Origin of the sequence: Rhodospirillum sp. A1_3_36, assembly GCF_047263945.1 — a bacterium.
Classification (GTDB): domain Bacteria; phylum Pseudomonadota; class Alphaproteobacteria; order Rhodospirillales; family Rhodospirillaceae; genus Rhodospirillum.
This window is the reverse complement of the sequence record NZ_JBLAVB010000006.1, coordinates 356,356-376,763: the sequence shown is the minus strand read 5'-3', so window position 1 is coordinate 376,763 and position 20,408 is coordinate 356,356. Positions and strand designations below refer to the sequence as shown.

Below are 20,408 nucleotides of genomic sequence, written 5' to 3'. Positions count from 1 at the left end.
TTCGGCTTCTTGAGCGCCGCTTCAAGTTCCGTCACCCGGGCCGATAAATGCTCGATCAGCACCGCCTGCTCAAGCAGCAAGGCGTCTTTCTCCGCTTCGCTAAGTCGATATGTCCGGGGCGTTTTCATACAAAGGTTGAATCACAACCCAGGCCGTCAGCCAACCGATTTCGCCAACCCCGTGAGCAATTACGGACGGGGAGCACCATGTGGTCAGCATGACCACGGGGCTGGCCTCGACCATTCAGGAGTTTGCGCTGTACTGTTTTTCGCAGAAGGCGTTCTTTGCCGATGTAGGCGATGCCGGGGCGGAGACCGCTCCGCCTGCCACTACGGATCATATCCCCGGCCTGTGGCTGTTGATGCGCACACTGGAGGGGATGCGGGCGGTTCCTGCCGATGCGCCCCGTATGGTGCCTGTCGATCCCGAGCGCCATGTGATGGCGCTCTATCTCTCCTTATTGATGATGCGCTTTGTCTGGTTCCACGAACTGGCCCATGGGCTGCTCGGTCATGTCGATTATCGCCGTCAAGTGCTGGGCGATGGGGCGTGCAGGGTGGAGGAGTTGATATCCACCGAGACGGCGGCGCCCTCGGGCTCTCTCGATTCCCAATCCCTGCAATGCATGGAGTTCGAAGCGGATAGCTGGGCGCTGAGCCGCTGTCTTTTGATCCAGCAAGGTGGTCTTGAGAATATCGACGGCATAGCGGCCCTGCCGGAGGCATTGCGCCTGCGCCTGACCCTGTTTGGTATCTATGCCATGACGGCGTTGTTCGAGGTGTTTCAGACTGTGCTCTATCGCCGCAAGCTGAGTGTTACCCATCCGGCGCCGCTCACCCGCCTCAAGATGCTGGCCTCCAGGGCCGGATGGGACGCAGGCACGATGGAGGGGCCCGGCGTATCCATGGCTGCAAAAGCGGCACTGGACCAATTGCGGATGATCCTCGCCCCTGTGGGGTCGTCCTGGCAGACGGTGGACGGGTTTGATCCTGATCGCTACAAGGCCCGCTTTGACGCCTTGCGGGAGACGCTGGCGCCGTTCCGCTATATGGCGTCTGCGTGAGGGCGTCTCACATTCTCCAACAGGATGGCAAGGCGTGCCTGTGGGAGCGGTTCCAGCCGCTTTGCCATGGCCTCCAGCCGATCAAGGGGGACCGGCGTACCAGACTCGAACACCGACCCATAGTAGTGAATCAGGTCATGGGGGCCGATCAGGAGGCAATGGCCGTGCTCTCCGCCATGGCTGCGCTGGCGCATCGGGATTACGGCGCCACTCGTGTTGATCGGGAATCCATGCAGGCCCGCATCGAGCGGGGCTTTTGGGTGTTCCAGGCGCCTATCGGCTACCGCTATGAGAAATGCCGCCAGGGCGGTAAGCGGCTGGTGCCGGATGAACCCGCTGTCTCTGTGATCCGGGAAGCCTTGGAAGGCTATGCGGCGGGGCGTTTCGAGACTCAGGTCGAGGTGAAACGCTTTCTCGAAAGCCAGCCGCTCTATCACAGGGGCAAGGATGGTCTGGTGCATCCCTCCCGGGTTACGGAACTGTTGGAGCGGGTCGTCTATGCTGGATATGTCGAGGAGCCGATGTGGAAGGTCTCCTTGCGGGAAGGCCAGCATGAGGGGTTGATCTCCTGCCAGACCTATCTGCGCAATCAGGAGCGCTTGAGGAAGGGCTCACGGACACCTGCCCGCCGGGATATCAATGCCGACTTCCCCTTGCGGGGCTATGTGCTGTGCGATGAATGCCATTCAAGGCGATGGTTATCGATGCCTGGGGCCAGCGGAAGGATCAGGCCAAGCACATCAAAGCGGGTGTGGAGCGGGAGCTGGCCGATCTTGATAAACAGATCGACATTTTGGCGGATCGCATCGTTGAAAGTCAGAGTAGTGCGGCGATCACGGCCTATGAACTCAAGATTGCGTCACTGGAAAAACAAAAGCTGGAGATGCGGGATCGGGCGGTGAATCACACCCAGCCAAAGGCCACCTTGGGACAGGTGCTAGAACACGCCCTGGGGTTCGTGCAAAACCCTTGGAGACTCTGGCAAAGCGGCGATCTGACGATCCGAAAACTGGTCCTCAGAATGGTGTTTGCGGAGCGTTTGCGCTACATCCGTGGAATTGGATATAGAACACCAAAAACCACATTACCATTCAAATACTTAGAGCAGTTTCATAACGTAAAAATGGGGTTGGTGGGCCCGGTAGGACTTGAACCTACAACCAGACGGTTATGAGCCGCCGGCTCTAACCAATTGAGCTACAGGCCCACCAGCTCGACCGCCCCCTGGCCGTGAAACACGACTGGGCGGTGAGAAGAAAAAGGTTTTATCCGGAATGGATGAAGGAAACAAGACAGCGCTGCAGGAAAATCGCAGCGCTGTTCCGTTGTCTCTGGATCTTAGTTGTCCAGGAAGGACCGCAGCTTCCGCGACCGCGACGGGTGCTTCAGCTTGCGCAGGGCCTTCGCCTCAATCTGGCGGATCCGTTCGCGGGTCACGCTGAACTGTTGGCCAACCTCTTCCAAAGTGTGGTCGGTGTTCATGCCGATGCCAAACCGCATGCGGAGGACACGTTCCTCCCGCGGGGTCAGGCTCGCCAGGACACGGGTGCAGGTCTCGCGCAGGTTCGAGTTGATGGCCGCGTCCAAGGGCTGGACCGCGTTCTTATCCTCGATGAAGTCGCCCAAGTGGCTGTCTTCCTCGTCGCCGATGGGCGTTTCGAGGCTGATTGGCTCCTTGGCGATCTTCAGGACCTTGCGGACCTTCTCCAGTGGCATCTGCAGCTTCTCGGCCAGTTCTTCGGGTGTCGGCTCGCGACCGATTTCGTGCAGCATCTGGCGGGAGGTGCGGACCAGCTTGTTGATGGTCTCTATCATGTGCACCGGGATGCGGATCGTTCGGGCCTGATCCGCGATGGACCGGGTGATAGCCTGTCGGATCCACCAAGTGGCATAGGTCGAGAATTTATAGCCGCGCCGATATTCGAACTTGTCCACCGCCTTCATCAGGCCGATGTTGCCCTCCTGAATCAGGTCCAGGAATTGAAGGCCGCGGTTGGTGTACTTCTTGGCGATGGAGATCACCAGACGCAGGTTAGCCTCGATCATCTCCTTCTTGGCCCTGCTGGCTTCTCGCTCGCCCTTCTGGACGGTCTGGACGATGCGCCGGAATTCGGGAATGGGCAAAAGGGAGCGTTCGGAGATCTCGGCAATACCGTCCCGGATCCCCTGGATGTCATTCAGAAAGCGGGTCGTGAAGTCTTTCCAGCCCTTGCCGGGCAGGTTGCCCACGTCTTCAACCCAGGTGGGGTCCATCTCGCGGCCCATGTAAACCTCGAGGAAATCCGTCCGGCGGATTTTCGCCCGCTCTGCCAGGCGCAGTAGCTTGCCTTCGTTGGTCATCAGCGACTTGCTCAGGCTGTTGAGCTGTTCCACCAACTGCTCAATCCGGTTGTTGTTGAGATGGACGTCCTCCATCATCGTAACCAGTTCAAGCTTCAGCTTCTCGTAGCGGCGTTCCAGGTTGGCCGAGGGCTCCTCGCCCTTCTGCAGGGCGGTGATGCGCTGGTCTTGGGCCTTCTTCAGCTTATTGTAGGTTGCCGCAATGGCCTCAAACGTTTCGACGACCCGGGGCATCAACTCCTGCTCCATGGCGGCCAGCGAAACGTTCACTTCACCTTCACCTTCTTCGCCGTCTCCTGAACCGTCTCCGCCCTCAGCAGTTTCGTCATCGCTGCCTTCGGTGGTATCGGCATCGTCATCGTTCTCGTCTTCGTCGTCTTCAACGGCGTCGCTCTCGGGAGCAGTGTCACCTTTGCTTTTCTCCTGGCCGTTCTCATCCGGATCGGCGGGAGGGGGCGCAATCGTATCGGGCGCGGTGGGGGTCTTCAGCGTGATCGGCTCGGCATCCTCATCGACTCCGTCTTCGTCAACGGGAACCGAGTCCGCACCATAGGTCGCGTCCAAGTCGATGATGTCACGCAACAGCATGCGCCCCTCCAGCAGGGCATCGTGCCACTGCAGAAGTGCCCGAATGGTCAGCGGGCTTTCGCAGATGCCGCCGATCATCATCTCGCGACCGGCTTCAATGCGCTTGGCGATGGCAATTTCGCCCTCGCGCGACAGCAATTCCACCGAGCCCATCTCGCGCAGGTACATGCGCACGGGGTCATCGGTACGGCCGACGTCGTCTTCACTGACGTTGCCCGCTACGGTGACCTCGCGGCTCGTGGACTCGTCATCATTGGATGCGACGGCTCCCGCTTCGCCTTCTTCCTCATCCTCGACCACGTTGATCCCCATTTCGGAGAGCATCGCCATGGTATCCTCGATCTGTTCCGAAGACACATCATCGGGGGGCAGGGCGGCGTTGAGCTCGTCGTAGGTGATATACCCCCGGTCTTTGCCGCGGGTGACCAATTTCTTGACGGCCGCGTTCATGGAATCCAGCAGGGGGCTGTCGCCACCCTCTTCCTGGCCGTTCACCGCTTCCGCCGTGTTGGTCGCCTTCGTCGCCATACGGTTTATCTTCCTTCACCCGCTTTCCAGCGGGGCGTTTGCCTGTCCTGGCGCTTCGCCCACTGGAAGCATGTTGCTTCCCGACCCCTTGAGGGAGCCTTCCTCCAGATCCCCGAGTCTCAAGGGTCTCTTTCTCCCCTGGAAACCGGTCTCCGTCACTCTCACTGCCCCGATCGACCCTTGCGCCAGCCCATCGGGCCTTGCCTTGCCCCGGTCGGGGGTTTCGCCTTTACCGGGACCTGCCCTGCTGGGGCAATTCCTGGTCCTCTGTCGCGTTCGACAGGTCTTCCCCGGCGCCGTCGAACTCTCCCGCTCCGTCAAACTCCACCCTGTCTTGGAACGACGCGTCATCGGGGAGAGCTGCGTCCGACCAGGTATCATGCCGTTTGAAGGCGAAGAAATGCTCCAGGGCCTCTTGGGTCATGTGGTCTCCCAACCGATCATTTGCTCTTCGGCAGTCCGCCCGCAGCGCGTCGCGCTGGTGGATATCATATGTGTGGTCCCACCCGGCTTTCACCAAGCCCGGGTCGGACCCTGGACGCGCGAATTTCGCGTGAATCAGAACATCAGGACGCAATAGCCCCGCGATGGCCCCCGACAAACCCCTAGCGCTCAACTGGTCCCGAAGGCCATTAAAGTCAAGGCTTTTTTCAGAGGACAGGATGATTACGATTTCTTGTCTTGCCGAGTCAAGGGTGGGGTCGGACATATCCATGGACCCCAGCCGTTCGCCAATATGGTCAAAGACTTCCGGATGGGTGATGGCCGCAGCAAGAAGCAATCGCTCCCGCAGGATACGGGCGTCGGTTGGGGCGGGGAGGGGCGGAGAGGGGGTAGGGAGAGGCCCCCCCCGGCCTCGGAAACGGGCTCCTCCGCCTTTGGCGGGCCATGCGCCCCGAGTGCCCTGTCCCAGTCCTTGACTCTGGGGTCGATTCGTCTTCCAGTCGGATCCGCGTCTCTGGCTCCCCTGGTCGCGGTTGCCCCGCAGCAGGGTCCAGAACCTCTCTCTCAGGGCACGGCGATAGTGGTTTTGCACGGACCGGTCGGTGATGGCGTTGACCAACCCATCGATGTCCTTCTCCAGCCCGGCTTGGCGTTCCGGTGTGGACAGATCCCGCCCTTCGATCAAAGAGCGCCAGGCCATTTCGGCCAGGGGTTGGGCGTGGTCGAGCACCCGGCGCAAGGCATCCGGTCCGCCTTCGGACAGCAGGTCGTCCGGATCTTGTCCGGGGGGGAGCAGGGCGAAGCGCAGGGATCGCCCGGGGCCGAGGAGGGGCAGGGCCCGCTCCATCGCCCGCTTGGCTGCCCGCTGGCCCGCAGCGTCACCGTCGAAGCAGAGGGTCGGTTCGGGGACTCCCCGCCAGAGGGCCTCCAACTGGTTTTCCGTCAGGGCCGTGCCCAGGGGGGCGACGGCATTGGCAAAGCCGCCCCGCGTGAGGGCGATGACGTCCATATAGCCCTCGGCGACGATGATGGTGTTGGATTGCCGCGCGGCTTCCCGGGCCGGACCCAGGTTGTACAGCTCGCGCCCCTTGTGGAAGAGCGGGGTTTCCGGGGAGTTCAAGTACTTGGGTTGGCCGTCGCCCAAAATCCGAGCACCAAAGGCCACGACCCGCCCGGCGCGGTCCGCGATGGGGAACAGGACGCGGTCGCGGAAATAATCGTAGGGGGCCCGACCATCGTCGGGTCGCATGATCAGCCCCAGGTCGGCCATCACTTGGTCGTCGACGCCTTCGCGGGAGAGGGCGGCGCGCAGGGCTCCGCCGCCGGGGGCATGGCCCAGGCGGAACCGCGCAATGGTGGCGTCGTTCAACCCCCGGCGCCGCAGATAGGCCAGTCCATCCTTGCCCTGGGGCAGGCGCAGCATCTTTTCGTAGAACCGGGTGGCCATCTCCATGACTTCCCGGTAACTGGCTGCCGCTTTTGCTTTTTGCCGGTCTTCCGGGGTTTCCCGGGGAATCTCCAATCCCGCTTCGGCGGCGAGGCGGTCCACGGCTTCGCGGAAGGGCAGGTTTCCCGCCTGCATCTCAAAGCCGATGACATCCCCATGGGCGCCACAGCCAAAGCAATGGAAAAAGCCCTTCTCGTCATTGACGGTGAAGGAGGGGCTTTTTTCGTTGTGGAAGGGGCACAGACCGGAATATTCCCGGCCCTTGCGGACAAGCTTGACCCGTCTGCCGATGACCGAAGACAGGGTCAGGCGGGCACGGATTTCATCAAGGAAGCTGTTGGGCAAGGCCATGGGCAAGCCCTTCATAGGACGCGGGCATCCCCACCGGAGTGGCGGGGGGGGGGGAGTGAGTAAGTGTTGGTGTACAGTTAGGCGTTCAGTTTGGCCTTCGCCAGGGCGCCTGCCTTGCCGAAGTCCATTTGACCGGCGTAGCGCTCCTTCAAGGCGGCCATGACCCGGCCCATGTCCTTCAGTCCTTCGGCACCCAGGTCGGCGAGGGTGGCATCCACGGCGCGGGCCAGATCGGCGGCGTCCATTTGGGCGGGAAGAAACCGCTCGATCACGGCAATTTCATTGCCTTCCTCTTCGGCCAGTTCCAGGCGACCGCCCTGTTCGTACATGTTAATACTTTCCCGGCGCTGCTTCACCATGGACTGCAGCATGCCGAGGATCTCCTCCTCGTCGATTCCGTCCGGATTGCCGTTGCCCCGGGCGCAAATGTCCCGATCCTTGAGGGCGGCGAGGATCAGTCGAACGGTCGAGAGGGTGGTTTGATCCCTCGCCCGCATGGCTTCCTTGAGCGCGTCGTTAAGTTGGGAACGCAGCATCGGGGGGACTCCGAGTAGGTTTGAGAGGAAAGGGCGAAACCTATCCCAAAATCACGGGAAAGCAAAGGGGGCTTGCGTATTATTAGTGCATTGAAAGATTTGAATTTTTATTTTTTTTCCGATTCTTGACTTCCCGGAGGGCATCGCTTAACTACCGTCGACGGCCCACGCGTTTCCTGCGGAGGGAGGCTTGGCGGCGCGCGCATTTCCAGCCAATATGGGAAATAGCGGGCGAGGTCGCCGGTCTGCTCCTGTGCGACCGACGTTCGGCCACCAATAACCCAGACCGTATCCCGCGCCCGCCGAGGTCCCCCTCTCCGCGTCGGGGTTGGTCGCGCCCGCGCGGTCCCGCTAAGGTCAAGGGGGCTGGGCGGATCCATTTGATTGAAAGCGGGAATTAAAGTCATGTCCAGCAGCACACCCACGCCCCGCCCGCCCGGAACCACTGCGGCGTTGGTCCTGGCCGATGGCACCATCCTGTGGGGACGGGGCGTCGGCGCCGTCGGAGAGGCCATTGGCGAGGTCTGCTTCAATACGGGCTTGACCGGGTACCAGGAAGTGCTGACCGACCCCTCATACGCGGGGCAGATTATCACTTTCTGTTTCCCCCATGTGGGCAATGTCGGCACCAACACCGAAGATATCGAAAGCACCGCTACAGCAGCCCGGGGCTGTGTGTTGCGCGCCGATATCACCGAACCGGCGAATTGGCGCTCGGCTCAGCACCTGGATGGCTGGCTGAAGTCCCGGGGGCTGGTGGGCATCAGTGGCGTTGACACCCGGCGCCTGACCCGGCGGATCCGCGATGCGGGCGCGCCGACGGGGATTGTCGTCCATTCCCCCGATGGGATTTTTGACATCGATGTCCTGGTGGAAAAAGCCAAGGGGTGGCCCGGCTTGGAGGGCATGGATCTGGCCAAGGACGTGACCTGTGGCCAGACCTACAGTTGGTCGGAAACGCCCTGGGACCTGGAAGCGGGCTACGGAGAACTGGCCGAGGCCAAGTATCATGTGGTCGCCGTGGACTATGGGGCGAAACGCAATATTTTGCGCAATCTGGCGGGGTTGGGCTGCAAGGTTACCGTCGTTCCCGCTTCGACCTCCGCCGAGGAGGTGAAGGCACTGAACCCGGACGGCATCTTCCTGTCTAACGGTCCTGGCGATCCCGCAGCCACCGGAGCCTATGCCGTTCCAGTGATCCGGTCCCTTCTCGACTCCGGCAAGCCGGTGTTCGGCATTTGCCTGGGGCACCAGATGCTGTCCCTGGCGCTGGGGGCAAAGACTTATAAGATGGACATCGGTCACCGGGGGTCGAACCATCCGGTGAAGGACCACACCACGGGGAAGGTGGAGATTACCTCCATGAACCATGGGTTCGCCGTGGATCGGGAGAGTCTGCCTGATGGTGTGACCGAGACCCATACCAGCCTGTTTGATGGCGTGTTGGAGGGGATTGCGGTGGATGGCAAACCGATCTTCTCCGTTCAGTACCATCCGGAGGCCTCGCCGGGGCCCCGGGACAGTCACTACCTGTTCCAGCGCTTCGTTGATCTGATGGACGCCCAGCGCGCTTGATTGAAGTCCCCTCCCGCCCTGGGTCCGACCTGGGGCGGTTTTCCAAGAACAGCGCGCCACGCGTTTAAAATGGCGGGCGGTGGGCGGGCCGAATTATGGGTCTCGCCCGGATCCCCCGCCGCTCCAAAGGGAAGTCGCATGCCCAAACGTACGGATATTCACAGCATTCTGATCATCGGCGCCGGTCCTATCGTGATCGGTCAGGCCTGCGAATTCGACTATTCGGGCGCTCAGGCGTGCAAGGCCCTGCGGGAAGAGGGATACCGGGTCATCCTGGTGAACTCCAATCCGGCGACGATCATGACCGATCCGGAAACCGCTGACGCCACCTATATCGAACCGATCACCCCGGAAATCGTTGAAGCGATCATCGAGCGGGAGCGCCCGGATGCCCTGCTGCCGACCATGGGGGGGCAGACGGCCCTGAATACTGCCATGACGCTGGCTGACATGGGCGTTCTGGACAAGTATGGCGTGGAGATGATCGCCGCGAAGAAGGAGGTCATCGCCAAGGCCGAGGATCGGATGCTGTTTCGGGATGCGATGATCAAGATTGGCCTGGACTGCCCCCGGTCGGCGCTGGTCCATACCATCGCCGAGGGCCGTGCGGCGCTGGAGGAAATCGGCCTGCCGGTCATCATTCGTCCCAGCTTCACCCTGGGCGGGCAGGGCGGAGGTTTGGCCTATAATCGGGAAGAATATGATCGCATCATCGCCTCGGGGCTGGCCGCCTCGCCGGTCAGTCAGGTGCTGGTCGAGGAAAGCGTGCTCGGTTGGAAGGAATTCGAGATGGAGGTGGTCCGCGACCGGGCGGACAACTGCATCATCGTCTGTTCCATCGAGAATGTGGATCCCATGGGGGTACACACGGGCGATTCCGTCACTGTCGCGCCTGCACTGACCTTGACCGACAAGGAATATCAGATCATGCGCGACGCCTCGATCGCCTGCCTGCGGGAGATCGGTGTGGAGACCGGTGGCTCCAACGTGCAGTTCGCCGTGAACCCGGTCGATGGCCGTCTGGTGGTGATCGAGATGAACCCCCGGGTGTCCCGCTCTTCAGCGCTTGCTTCCAAGGCAACGGGTTTCCCGATTGCGAAGATCGCCGCCAAGCTGGCTGTCGGCTATACCCTGGACGAACTGACCAACGACATCACCGGCTGCACTCCGGCCAGCTTCGAGCCGACCATCGACTATGTGGTCACCAAGCTGCCGCGCTTCACCTTCGAGAAGTTCCCGGATACCGAGGCGCTGCTGTCCTCTTCCATGAAGTCCGTCGGCGAGGCCATGGCCATTGGCCGGACCTTCACGGAAAGTCTGCAGAAGGGCTTGCGCTCTCTTGAAATTGGTCTGTCTGGCTTGGACGAGGTGGAGATCCCGGGCGCCGATGGACCCGACGGCAAGGACGCCATCAAGGCCCAGTTGTCAAAGCCCCGTCCGGACCGTCTGTTGCTGATTGCCCAGGCCTTCCGCCAGGGTCTCAGTCTGGAGGAAATTCGCGCCACCTGTCTCTATGACCGCTGGTTCCTGGCCCGCATTGAGGAGATCGTGCGTGAGGAAGAGCGGCTGAAGGTTGACGGGTTGCCGGTGGATTCCATCGGTATGACCCGGGTCAAGAAGATGGGCTTCTCCGATGCCCGTCTCTCGGCCTTGACGGACAAGACCCTGAAGGAAGTGGCCTTCCGCCGTGACATGCTGAATGTCCAGCCCGTCTACAAGCGGATTGACACCTGTGCGGGTGAGTTCCCGTCCCAGACTCCCTATATGTACTCCTGTTACGAGGGGGATGGGATCACTCCGGGTGAATGCGAGGCCGAGGTCAGCGACCGGAAAAAAGTGATCATCCTGGGGGGCGGACCAAACCGCATCGGCCAGGGCATTGAATTCGATTACTGCTGTGTCCATGCCGCTTACGCCCTGTCCGAGGCCGGATACGAGACCATTATGGTCAACTGTAACCCGGAAACGGTTTCGACGGACTACGACACCTCGGACCGGCTCTATTTCGAGCCCCTGACGCCGGAGGACGTGATCGCGCTTGCCCGCAAGGAACAGGCCAAGGGGACCCTGCTGGGCTGTATCGTCCAGTATGGCGGACAGACGCCGCTGAAGCTGGCCCATAGCCTGGAGCAGGCGGGAATCCCCGTGCTTGGCACCTCGCCCGATGCCATCGATTTGGCCGAAGATAGGGATCGCTTCCAGAAGTTGATTGAGGCACTGAAGCTGCGCCAACCCCGCAACGGGATGGCCCACTCCGTGGAGCAGGCGCGCGAGATTGCCGCCCGCATTGGCTATCCGGTCGTGATCCGCCCTTCCTATGTCCTGGGAGGCCGGGCCATGCAGATCGTCCATGAGGAAGCGCAACTCAACGATTACATGGTCCATGCCGTGAAGGTATCCGGGACGGACCCGGTGCTGATTGACGGCTATCTGTCCGGGGCAATCGAGGTCGACGTGGATGCCATCGCCGATGGGGAGAGCACCCATGTTGCGGGCATCATGCAGCATATCGAAGAGGCCGGGATTCACTCTGGGGACTCGGCCTGCTCGTTGCCACCCTATTCTCTGGATGACGCCACCATCGCCGAGCTGACCCGTCAGACGGAACTGCTGGCCAAGGGGCTGAACGTTCGTGGCCTGATGAACATCCAGTTTGCCATCAAGGACGGCGATATCTACCTGCTTGAGGTCAATCCCCGGGCGAGCCGGACCGTGCCCTTCGTTGCCAAGGCGACGGGCGTTCCCGTGGCCAAGATCGCCGCACGGGTCATGGCCGGAGAACGACTGGCGGACTTTAAGCTGTCCACTAAAAAGCTGGAGCATGTGGCGGTGAAGGAAGCGGTCTTCCCCTTTGCCCGGTTCCCAGGGGTTGATATTGTTCTCGGCCCCGAGATGAAGTCGACCGGTGAGGTCATGGGGATCGACACCAACTTCGCCCGGGCCTATGCCAAGTCCCAACTGGGGGCGGGCGTGCAGTTGCCCGTGGGGGGAACGGCCTTCATCAGTCTGCGGGATGCGGACAAACAGGCCAGCCTTCCCCTCTGTCGGGAGTTGGTGGACCTGGGCTTCCATCTGGTGGCCACCCGCGGAACGGCGGCCTTCCTTCAGGACAACGGTTTGCGGGTGGATGTGATCAACAAGGTTCTGGAGGGGCGGCCCCATTGCGTGGATGCCCTGATCAGCGGTGACATTCACTTGGTCATCAACACGACAGAGGGTGTACAATCGCAGAAGGACAGTTTTGACATCCGCCATACGGCGCTGATGCGGAACATTCCTCACTACACGACTGCGGCCGGAGCTTCCGCTGCGGTGAAGGCTATGACGGCCCTGCGACTGGGACACCTTGAAGTGGCGCCTCTTCAGGAATATTTTAAGGAGTCTTGATCGTCGCCTAGGGAGTCCCCTTACGCCATCGCGTGAGTCCGGGGGTCTCGACCAAAGGTTCGGGGGCTTTATCAGGCCACCGGTTTTTTTTGGGGGGGAACCACGGCGACGCTTGGATCATCGGTTTTAAGGATTCGTATCCATGGAAAAGATACCCATGACTCCGGACGGGTTGGTCCGTCTGGAGGCTGAGTTGAAGATTTTGAAAAACGAAGAACGTCCAGCGGTTATCCGTGCCATCAGCGAGGCGCGGGAGCATGGGGATCTGTCGGAAAACGCCGAATACCATGCGGCGCGGGAAAAACAGAGCTTTATTGAGGGGCGGATCAAGGAGCTCGAGGACGTTGTCAGCCGGGCCGATGTGATCGATATCACCAAGATGTCCGGGGACACTGTTCGCTTTGGCGCCACGGTTACGGTGGCCGATGAGGATACGGACGAGGAAATGACCTACCAGATTGTCGGTGCCCACGAGGCCGATTTGAAGGCGGGCCGGATTTCGGTCGCTTCGCCCATTGCCAAGGCATTGATTGGCAAGGTTCTGGGAGATTCCATCGAGGTCAAGGCCCCTGGTGGTTCGAAGTTCTACGAGGTGACGAAGGTCCGCTTCGGCTGATTGGCCGGAGTTGAGTGCTGACGTGAAAAAACCTCGCTCAAATTGAGCGAGGTTTTTTCATGGAGCGGTTGAAGCACGAGAGCCGTCCGAGATCAAGTTGGGGTCGCATTCGCGGACCAACTTGATCTCGAAGGTACACTAAAATTTATAGAATCAGAGTGAGGGCGACCCTCGGCCAATTGTCCAAATCTTGGCGCTTCTGTATCTTGGCGCTTTCGTCGTTGATCACGGTTGAAAAACGGCGGCTCCGAGGGATCCGCCGTTGTCACGTGATTAATGCGCGAGGAGCACCGGCAGGGTCATTTGGCGCAGGATGTCACGGGTAACGCTGCCGCGCAGCATGCGGGGGAGACCCAGCTTGCCATAGGCACCCATGATCAGAAGTTGGGCATCCGTGTCCGCAGCTTGGGACAACAGGAAATCCGCCACGCCGATATTGGCGATGGCCGGAGTTTCGACGACGGCTGTGACCCCATGGTCTGCCAAACGCTTGGCCAACTCCACCCACCGCCAATCGTTGGGATCGGCCTTTTCCGGAGCGTGGCGAACCACTTCAACCCGGGCTTTGGCGCCCTTGATGAAGGGCAGGGCATCGCCCACAGCTCGGCTCGATTCCCGGCTGTCGTTATAGGCAATCAGAACCCGCTTGAAATCATAATCGAAGGTGCCGGTGTAGGGGATGAGCAGGACCGGCCGTCCGCAATTCAACACAACTTGTTCGGCCATGTCCGCCGGAACCCGCTCGCCGGTGGCCCGGGGATCGATCTGGCCCAGAACGGTCAGGTCGGCGAACTGGGCATTGGCAGTGACCTCGCTGACAATGAAGCCAGGGTTCACGGAGTGAATGGTATGCCACTCCACCTCCAAACCCGGATGGGCGGCAATGATGTCATAGAAACGCTTGCGGTGGGGGGATGCGTCGCGGTCGATAACGTCCTTGTCTCCGTGAAAGGAGTAGCTGGGCAGGGTCGATGCCATCTGGCCGAAAAGCCCGAGGATCCGGCCGCCTCCATAGTTGGCGAGGATCTTGGCCGCTGCTTCGACGCGGCGGGGCCAAGACTCTCCCGTATCCACATGCACAACGATTTTCATGTATTCCATCTCCTTCCCATCCCATGGGCTGCCCGTTTCCGGTGCATGCCTCAGGAATAGCGGTTTTTGAGTGTCCGGCCAAATCGTGGTCCGGCGCCTCCCCTTTTGATTCTGGCGAGGGTGGCTCAACCTGCTCACTTTCGCAAGCCAAACGCGCGCTATCCGCTATCGGTTGCCCTTTGGAAGCGCAGGGAAGTGCCCAGGGATCGGCCTTTCAAGGATGTCTCGGGCAGGTTGGAGGGGGTCTCGATGACAGCAGGTTGGGTGCCTCTGCGAGATACCCTTTGCGGACCAGAGCCGCAATGGACCCGTGATGCTGTGCCCCGGCTGCTGCCGTAGTCGGCTGCAAAACGCAGGACCCTGCGAGCCCGCTCGTTCATACTGCTGAAATAGCGCAGGGTCATCCATTGGCCGGGATAGAGTCCCAAAATCAACTCTTGTGCTTGAATATGGCGTCCCAGGCGCGCCAGTTTTCGGCGATATCCGTTGGGCATTGGCGCGCCTGGTGTTTAGACTGGACATGCTCCCCTGCGTGATGGGGTGATTTTCATGGTGCCCGGTTAACGGTGGGGAAGGTGATCTTGAGTTTCAACCATTATGGGGCAATTGGTTTGCGCAAATTTACTTCATGGTAAATCATTCCCAACCTGACATTTTGATGTGGTCCGGGGAGTGCTTGCGATTCGTTTGCGTCGTACTATCGACGGGACTTGTCCCGCAAAATTACCTTATCGATTGAATCGATTGGATGGAATGCAAGTCAGCGCTGTGGATCTGTTTGGTCTCGTCCGAATCTTGGTAGAGATCCTGGCCAAAAGGTTAGGTTTATGTTGAAAAAAAACGATGACTTTTGAGCGGCTTGTCGAGAATGGCTTGTTCAATCACCGTTGCGTGGTAGTGTTCTGGTTCGAATACTATGCACACAACGTTGCATAATCATACCATGGTGCGAACCGAAGGCTTGAAACAGGGCTGTTTCAAGCTGAGAGGTAGGCGGAAGAAATTCGCAAGCGCTGGGATGCTTTTCGAGTGGGATGGGTCGTTCAGGGTGGGTTATTCTTCCTGGATGCCGTAGGCGTATTGACCGGAGTTAAACCGGCGCGTTCTTCACTTTCTAGGTTTTCAGTCTGGAGGAGATCGTGGGGTCAAAGGAGGGCGTGCGCACCATGCGCATTATGATTGTTGACGATCACGAGTTGTTTCGAAACGGGCTTCGTTTTCAGCTTGCCGCGATCGACCCCGAGTTGGATGTCCTTGACGTGGATTCGTTCGAGGAAGCTATTCGTTTGGCGTCCGAGGAAGGGCCGCTGGACAAGGTGTTCCTGGATTTGATGATGCCGGATATGGATTGGCGCGATGCCCTGTCCGCCCTGCGTCGTCTACCCGAGCCTCCGGATGTGATTGTCTTGTCCGGTGCGGACGATGTCGCCATCATTCGCTCAGCCATCGATAATGGGGCCTGCGGCTACATTCCCAAGAGTTTGAAGGGCGATGTCCTGGAAAGCGCCTTACGCCTCATTTTAGCCGGCGGTTTTTACATTACACCTGAGGTGTTTCGCGGCCCCCGCGGAGGGGAGACGGTATCCCGGCCGACCTCTAATGGCGAAGATATTCCCCTGACGCCGCGTCAGCGGGAGGTCTTGGCTCATATCGATGCCGGTTTATCCAACCGCCAGATCGCTCAGGCCATGACCCTGTCCGAGGCGACCGTGAAGATGCATATCGGACGCCTGTTCAAGGCCCTGGGCGCGCAGAGTCGGACCGATGCCTTGGCCGTTGCGCGGCGGAGGGGTATGCTTTAAAGCATGTCTTGTGACATGTGATTCCACGGTACACGACAGTGACTCGTCGTTTTTGGGCGATTGCCCAAGCCCGTTTGGGGCCAAAAGGCCCCAGTGGGGGGCGAGCCCAAGAAGCAAAAGGCCGCCTCCCACTGGGGCGGCCTTTTTGGTATTGGGTGGGAGGGGGGAGATCAGGATAAAATAGGAGCCGTCATCGTTTTCGGTGGTTGCACACCCAAGAGGCTCAGAACCGTTGGGGCGACTGAGAGCTGATCGGCTTCGTCCGGAGCGATTCCGCCGGTTTCTGCGTCGATCATGTAGAAGGGGACGCGCCGCACCACGGCGTCTGTCCCTCCGTGGTGGCCGTCTTTGCACATACCGTGGTCGGCAGTGACCAGCACCCGATAGCCGGCCTCACGCCAACTGGGGATCAGTTGCGCGAGCGCATCATCGCTTTCCGCCGCAGCGCGTCGGTATTCCAAGGATTCTCCTCCATGTTCATGTCCCATGTGGTCGCAGCCCATGGGATGGATGAGCAGAAAATCTGGCTGGTGCCGACGGACAAGCAGGTCCGCCTGCCAATAGAGCTCCTGGTCGGGAAAGGGGTCCAGGACATAGAACCTCCCGTGTTGGATGGCTCCGGGACCGTCGACCACCTCCCGGTCCAGGACCGGATCGAAGGGGCCATTGTAGAGTTCTGAAATCCAGGAGTAGGCCGCCGCTGCGGTGACCTTGCCGGCCGCCCGGGCTTCCCCGAAGACTCCGGGAACCCGGGACAGGCGGTTGACCTTGTTCGATGTTATGCCATGGACCGCAGGGGTGACGCCGGTCAAGACCGACTCATAGGCGGGGCGGGACAGGCTGGGCAGGACGGAGCGCATCCCCCATCGCTTTGCGAATCCTTGGGCGACCAGCCCTTCCAGATAGCCCATTTCCCGAACCGCTGTCGCGAATCCAAGCCCATCCACCAGCACTAGAATGACTTTTGACATGCCACCATTTCCCAGGTTGAAACCATAACCTCAGGTGGGTATGCGAGCGGTCTGGATAAAGGGCATGGGGGTGAGAAAGGGGCTAGAGTGCTCCGAGATCAAGTTGGGCCAATAAAGACCTGGGGGTCTGGGGCCTTTCGGCCAAAAATAATGGTTGGGGCCTTTCGGCCAAGAATAACGGTTGAGGCCTTTCGGCCCCGGGGGGGACGGGGCAAAGCCCCGTGACGGGAAAACACCCCTGTCGTGTACCGTGCTTTGCGGCCCAACTTGGTTTCAAGGGCACTCTAAAGTCGACATCCCTTTCGGAGGGCGTCAAGCGGAGGACGGTGGGAGCTTGAATGAGACCCTGTTTCGCCCTTGATGCTTGGCTTCGTATAATCCCTCGTCGGCGAGGTTAAACAGTGCTCGTGCTTCCGGGCCGAGGGTTCCAGGTTCTGACCGTCCGCCAGGCAGACCGGAGACGCCGGCGCTGAAGGAAAGGCTGGTGATCCCCTCCGGTGTTTCGATGGGCAGGTCATGAAAGGTCTGCCGCAGGCTATCAATGACCTCCACCGCCCGCTCGACGGGGGTGTTGGGCAGGATGACCAGGAATTCCTCGCCCCCGCAGCGTCCCAGGATATCGCTCGATCGCAGACGGCCAGTCATCAAGCGGGCCAGGGTCTTGATCACTTCATCACCGGTGTGATGGCCGTAGGTATCGTTGACTCTCTTGAAGTGATCGATGTCGAGCAGGGCCACCGCAAGGGGCGTTCTCCCCCGCCGCGACCGCTCCACTTCCCGTTCCAGGAAGTCCAGGCTGGTGGTATGGTTGTACAGGCGGGTCAAGGGGTCGCGCAGGGTCATGTTGCGCAGGATCCGACCACGGTCGGCCCGGTCTTGGGCGGCAGAGATCAGGAATTCAGGCAAAATGGGTTTGGGCAGAAAGAAATCTGCGCCGGAAGCCAGGGCTTCAATTTGATGCTCTATGTCCTGGTCCCGGGACAGGAAGAGGATGGGCAGGGTGGCCCATCTGCTGCCGTGACGGACGGCCGCAGCCACCTCCGCGCCTGAATACCCGGGCATATGCAGATCCGAAATCAGAACATCCGGTTCAAAACGGGCCAAATGATCCAGGATATGGGAGGGCTCCGTCAGGAATTCAGCTTCCATGCCCGCTTCGATCAGGATGGCGGTGTACAGCATGGCGAGAGACTCGTCATCCTCCAGGATCAGGATCCGCGCTGGACCTGCCTGGCTTTCTCCGGCGACTTGGCTGATGTGATCCAATAGCTCTTTAGCGTCACAATGGGGCAGATAGGTCCGAGCCCCCAGACGGTTGGCCCGCACCCGCCAGAGGAAAGTTCCCGACCCACCCACGGCCAGAACAGTGGTTTCTCGGGGTAAGTGACGCAAATGCCGGGTCAGGGTCGGGTCCCCATTGGCAAAATTCAGGTCGACCACAACAGCCAAAGGGGGAAGGGGAACCTGATCGTGCCATTCAGCCAGGGTTTCCACCTCCACCAGGGTGAAGTCCAGTAGGGAGAGGTCGGAGACAACATCCTGTTCCACGCCGATGGTCACCACCACCTGCGGGTCGATTTTTTGGTCATCCCCCTCTGGACCACCCAACCTGTCCAGGTCCAGGGTGCTGTCCTCCGGTTTGCTGGCGCGGATCCGTTGCACCAGGATCCGCGCCAGAAGAGCGGCCTGATCAATGCGTTCGTCTCGGGAGCCTTGCTCCTGCCCGCCTAGAAGCTGCCGGACGATCATTTCCAGGGCGCTTGCCGTGCGACCAAGAGTGGGGAAGCCAAGACTGCCGGCCGATCCGGCCAGCTTGTGGGCCAAGTGATCCAATTCGAGGAGGTCAGACTGGTCGTGCCAGTTTTGGGTGGCAAGGTGTTTTCTCAATGCCTCAATGGTGTCCGCCTGAGCCAGGGCATTGTCGTGGAAGGAGCGGACGACGCCCCTCAGGCGGTTGCTGGAAAGTTCCTCACTCATGGGCGGGTTTTCCACAGCTGTCGAACGTTTTCAGCCAGCCCTATGGGATCGAAGGGTTTAGAGATGATCCCAAGGAAGCCCGTTTCGGCCTCCAGCCCGGCCACTTCATCGGCCCTTGCACCGGTCACGAAGATGACGTGCAGAGGGACGGCGGAATTGGCATTCAAGGCACGCCAGACGACCTGCCCGTCTTCCCGCTCGAGGCGGAGGTCCATGAGGATCAGATCGGCATCATGGGTGGCTCGGGCGACCAGCGCTTCTCCGCCATTTTGGGCGGTGCAGGTGGTCAATCCGCCGATATCGGCGAGGGCGAGCTGGGCAATGGCCAGCATGTCTGGGTCGTCATCCACGATCAGTACCTGTCTGGGGTCACCGTCCATTGGTATTTCAGCTCATTTTCTAGTTTGAACAGACATAACTCTCCATTAACTGTCACCTGACTCTGTCCTTTTGTCCACCGGTGGTTTTATTGCCGGGTACACTTGAGGGATCGTAAGTCTTGCGCTTTGGGGCGGTTTGGGAAAAATTGAGCGCCTAACCGGAAGGTAGCTCGGCGGGGGGTAATTTGTCGTGGGCTGCCTTCTTCTTTTGTCGCCGGGCGTCCTTTGGGCCGGTGACCTCCCCTGAAATGTAGCCACCCATGAAACTGTTGTTTATCACGTCCACGCGTATTGGCGACGCGGTCCTTTCCACAGGTTTGCTGGACCATATAATCCGGAGTACTCAGGGGGTGCGGGTCACCGTCGCTTGTGGCCCTGCGGCTGCGGGCTTGTTTGAAGCCGTGCCGGGCCTGGAACGCCTCCATGTGCTGCGCAAGGGGCCCTGGGCTCGGCACTGGCGCGGGCTCTGGCGGGCCTGTGTGACGACGCGATGGGACGTGATCGTTGATTTACGCATGTCGGCAGTGAGTTGGCTGGTGTCGGCAAAGCGGCGCCATGTCTATCGGGCTGCGGGGTCGCGGGAGCATAAGGTGGTCCAGATGGCCCGGGTGCTGGGGGTGAGCCCGCCGCCAGCCCCCCGGATCTGGCTGGGAGCGGATAACCAAGCCCGGGCCGAATCCGTCTTGCCGCCACGGGGGACACCCTTGTTGGCCTTGGGACCTGTGGCCAATTGGGTGACGAAGACCTGGCCCGCAGGGCATTTCGTCGAGTTGGCCCGGCGGCTGACCGCCCCCGGTGGTCCCCTTCCCGGGGCGCCGATCGTTCTGCTTGGCGGTCCGGGGGAGAGGGAGGCGATCCCCCCCCTCCGCGCGGCCCTGTCGGATCTGACCGTTCTTGATTTGGTGGGCGAGGGATCCTTGTTGGACGCCCAGGCGGTGCTGGAGCGCTGCGCGTTGTTCGTCGGCAATGATTCCGGGTTGATGCATATGGCCGCAGCCTCGGGCATTCCGACCCTGGGCCTGTTCGGACCCAGTCCGGACCATCTCTATGGCCCCTGGGGACCCAAAACGGCCCTGGTCCGCACACCCCAATCCTTCGAGGAGATCATGCCCCCGGGAACGGATCCGGCAAGCGTGGCTCCGGTCATGCACACACTGACCGTCGATGCGGTGGAACAGGCGGCCTTGCGGCTGTGGGAGCGCCACCGATGAAGAGCCTGGATGCTCTGCCTTCTTGAAAAACTGAAAAACGCGGGGCTTTGCCCCGCCCCCCAACCGGGGCCTGAGGCCCCGGACCCCCATTGGGGATCAA

The 20,408-nt window shown here is 60.6% G+C and carries 15 protein-coding genes and 1 tRNA gene; 7 read left to right on the top strand and 9 right to left on the bottom strand.

What is annotated here, in order from left to right; genetic code table 11:
- The first annotated feature begins 217 nt into the window (after window positions 1–217).
- Both ACLIRY_RS15455 and ACLIRY_RS15450 read left to right on the top strand, forming a co-directional pair.
- Window positions 218–1,063, top strand: a complete 846-nt coding sequence (locus tag ACLIRY_RS15455) for a hypothetical protein (protein WP_413206311.1) — start codon at window positions 218–220, stop codon at window positions 1,061–1,063.
- 125 nt (window positions 1,064–1,188) lie between these two features.
- Window positions 1,189–1,965 (top strand): hypothetical protein, encoded by a 777-nt coding sequence (locus ACLIRY_RS15450; protein ID WP_413206310.1) that lies wholly within the window; start codon window positions 1,189–1,191, stop codon window positions 1,963–1,965.
- A 228-nt stretch (window positions 1,966–2,193) separates the two neighbouring features.
- Here the strand turns inward: ACLIRY_RS15450 and ACLIRY_RS15445 are convergent.
- The 4 genes from ACLIRY_RS15445 to ACLIRY_RS15430 all read right to left on the bottom strand — a co-directional run bounded on the left by ACLIRY_RS15445 (window position 2,194) and on the right by ACLIRY_RS15430 (window position 7,297).
- A tRNA-Ile gene (locus ACLIRY_RS15445) sits at window positions 2,194–2,270 on the bottom strand.
- 131 nt (window positions 2,271–2,401) lie between these two features.
- Window positions 2,402–4,519: an RNA polymerase sigma factor RpoD gene (gene rpoD / locus ACLIRY_RS15440; protein WP_413206309.1), complete on the bottom strand. Its 2,118-nt coding sequence runs from the start codon at window positions 4,517–4,519 to the stop codon at window positions 2,402–2,404.
- A 229-nt stretch (window positions 4,520–4,748) separates the two neighbouring features.
- On the bottom strand, window positions 4,749–6,776 hold the full coding sequence (gene dnaG, locus ACLIRY_RS15435; RefSeq protein WP_413206308.1) for a DNA primase: 2,028 nt from the start codon (window positions 6,774–6,776) through the stop codon (window positions 4,749–4,751).
- 62 nt (window positions 6,777–6,838) lie between these two features.
- Window positions 6,839–7,297 (bottom strand): GatB/YqeY domain-containing protein, encoded by a 459-nt coding sequence (locus ACLIRY_RS15430; protein ID WP_413206307.1) that lies wholly within the window; start codon window positions 7,295–7,297, stop codon window positions 6,839–6,841.
- A 405-nt stretch (window positions 7,298–7,702) separates the two neighbouring features.
- Between ACLIRY_RS15430 and carA the strand changes: the two genes are divergently transcribed.
- From carA to greA, 3 genes are all read left to right on the top strand, one after another.
- Window positions 7,703–8,872 (top strand): glutamine-hydrolyzing carbamoyl-phosphate synthase small subunit, encoded by a 1,170-nt coding sequence (gene carA / locus ACLIRY_RS15425; protein WP_413206306.1) that lies wholly within the window; start codon window positions 7,703–7,705, stop codon window positions 8,870–8,872.
- A gap of 138 nt (window positions 8,873–9,010) precedes the next feature.
- Window positions 9,011–12,259 (top strand): carbamoyl-phosphate synthase large subunit, encoded by a 3,249-nt coding sequence (gene carB / locus ACLIRY_RS15420; protein WP_413206305.1) that lies wholly within the window; start codon window positions 9,011–9,013, stop codon window positions 12,257–12,259.
- 142 nt (window positions 12,260–12,401) lie between these two features.
- Window positions 12,402–12,875, top strand: a complete 474-nt coding sequence (gene greA, locus ACLIRY_RS15415; RefSeq protein ID WP_413206304.1) for a transcription elongation factor GreA — start codon at window positions 12,402–12,404, stop codon at window positions 12,873–12,875.
- A gap of 273 nt (window positions 12,876–13,148) precedes the next feature.
- Here greA and ACLIRY_RS15410 read toward each other — a convergent pair whose 3' ends face one another.
- Entirely contained in the window at window positions 13,149–13,967 is an 819-nt protein-coding gene (locus tag ACLIRY_RS15410) for a universal stress protein (RefSeq protein ID WP_413206303.1), read from the bottom strand.
- Window positions 13,968–14,125: 158 nt separating this feature from the next.
- Entirely contained in the window at window positions 14,126–14,461 is a 336-nt protein-coding gene (locus tag ACLIRY_RS15405) for a hypothetical protein (RefSeq protein WP_413206302.1), read from the bottom strand.
- A gap of 672 nt (window positions 14,462–15,133) precedes the next feature.
- Here ACLIRY_RS15405 and ACLIRY_RS15400 point away from each other — a divergent pair.
- Window positions 15,134–15,769, top strand: a complete 636-nt coding sequence (locus ACLIRY_RS15400) for a response regulator (RefSeq protein WP_413206301.1) — start codon at window positions 15,134–15,136, stop codon at window positions 15,767–15,769.
- Window positions 15,770–15,939: 170 nt separating this feature from the next.
- Here ACLIRY_RS15400 and ACLIRY_RS15395 read toward each other — a convergent pair whose 3' ends face one another.
- The 3 genes from ACLIRY_RS15395 to ACLIRY_RS15385 all read right to left on the bottom strand — a co-directional run bounded on the left by ACLIRY_RS15395 (window position 15,940) and on the right by ACLIRY_RS15385 (window position 19,097).
- A complete protein-coding gene (locus ACLIRY_RS15395) occupies window positions 15,940–16,740 on the bottom strand; it encodes an alkaline phosphatase family protein (RefSeq protein ID WP_413206300.1) in 801 nt (266 codons plus the stop codon).
- Window positions 16,741–17,052: 312 nt separating this feature from the next.
- Window positions 17,053–18,717: a diguanylate cyclase gene (locus tag ACLIRY_RS15390; RefSeq protein WP_413206299.1), complete on the bottom strand. Its 1,665-nt coding sequence runs from the start codon at window positions 18,715–18,717 to the stop codon at window positions 17,053–17,055.
- Window positions 18,714–19,097, bottom strand: coding sequence for a response regulator (locus ACLIRY_RS15385; RefSeq protein ID WP_413206298.1), 384 nt, complete (start codon window positions 19,095–19,097; stop codon window positions 18,714–18,716). Before ACLIRY_RS15385 ends, ACLIRY_RS15390 begins: the two co-directional genes overlap by 4 nt.
- 260 nt (window positions 19,098–19,357) lie before the next feature.
- Here ACLIRY_RS15385 and ACLIRY_RS15380 point away from each other — a divergent pair, with 260 nt between their 5' ends.
- A complete protein-coding gene (locus tag ACLIRY_RS15380; protein ID WP_413206297.1) occupies window positions 19,358–20,308 on the top strand; it encodes a glycosyltransferase family 9 protein in 951 nt (316 codons plus the stop codon).
- Window positions 20,309–20,408 lie beyond the last annotated feature (100 nt).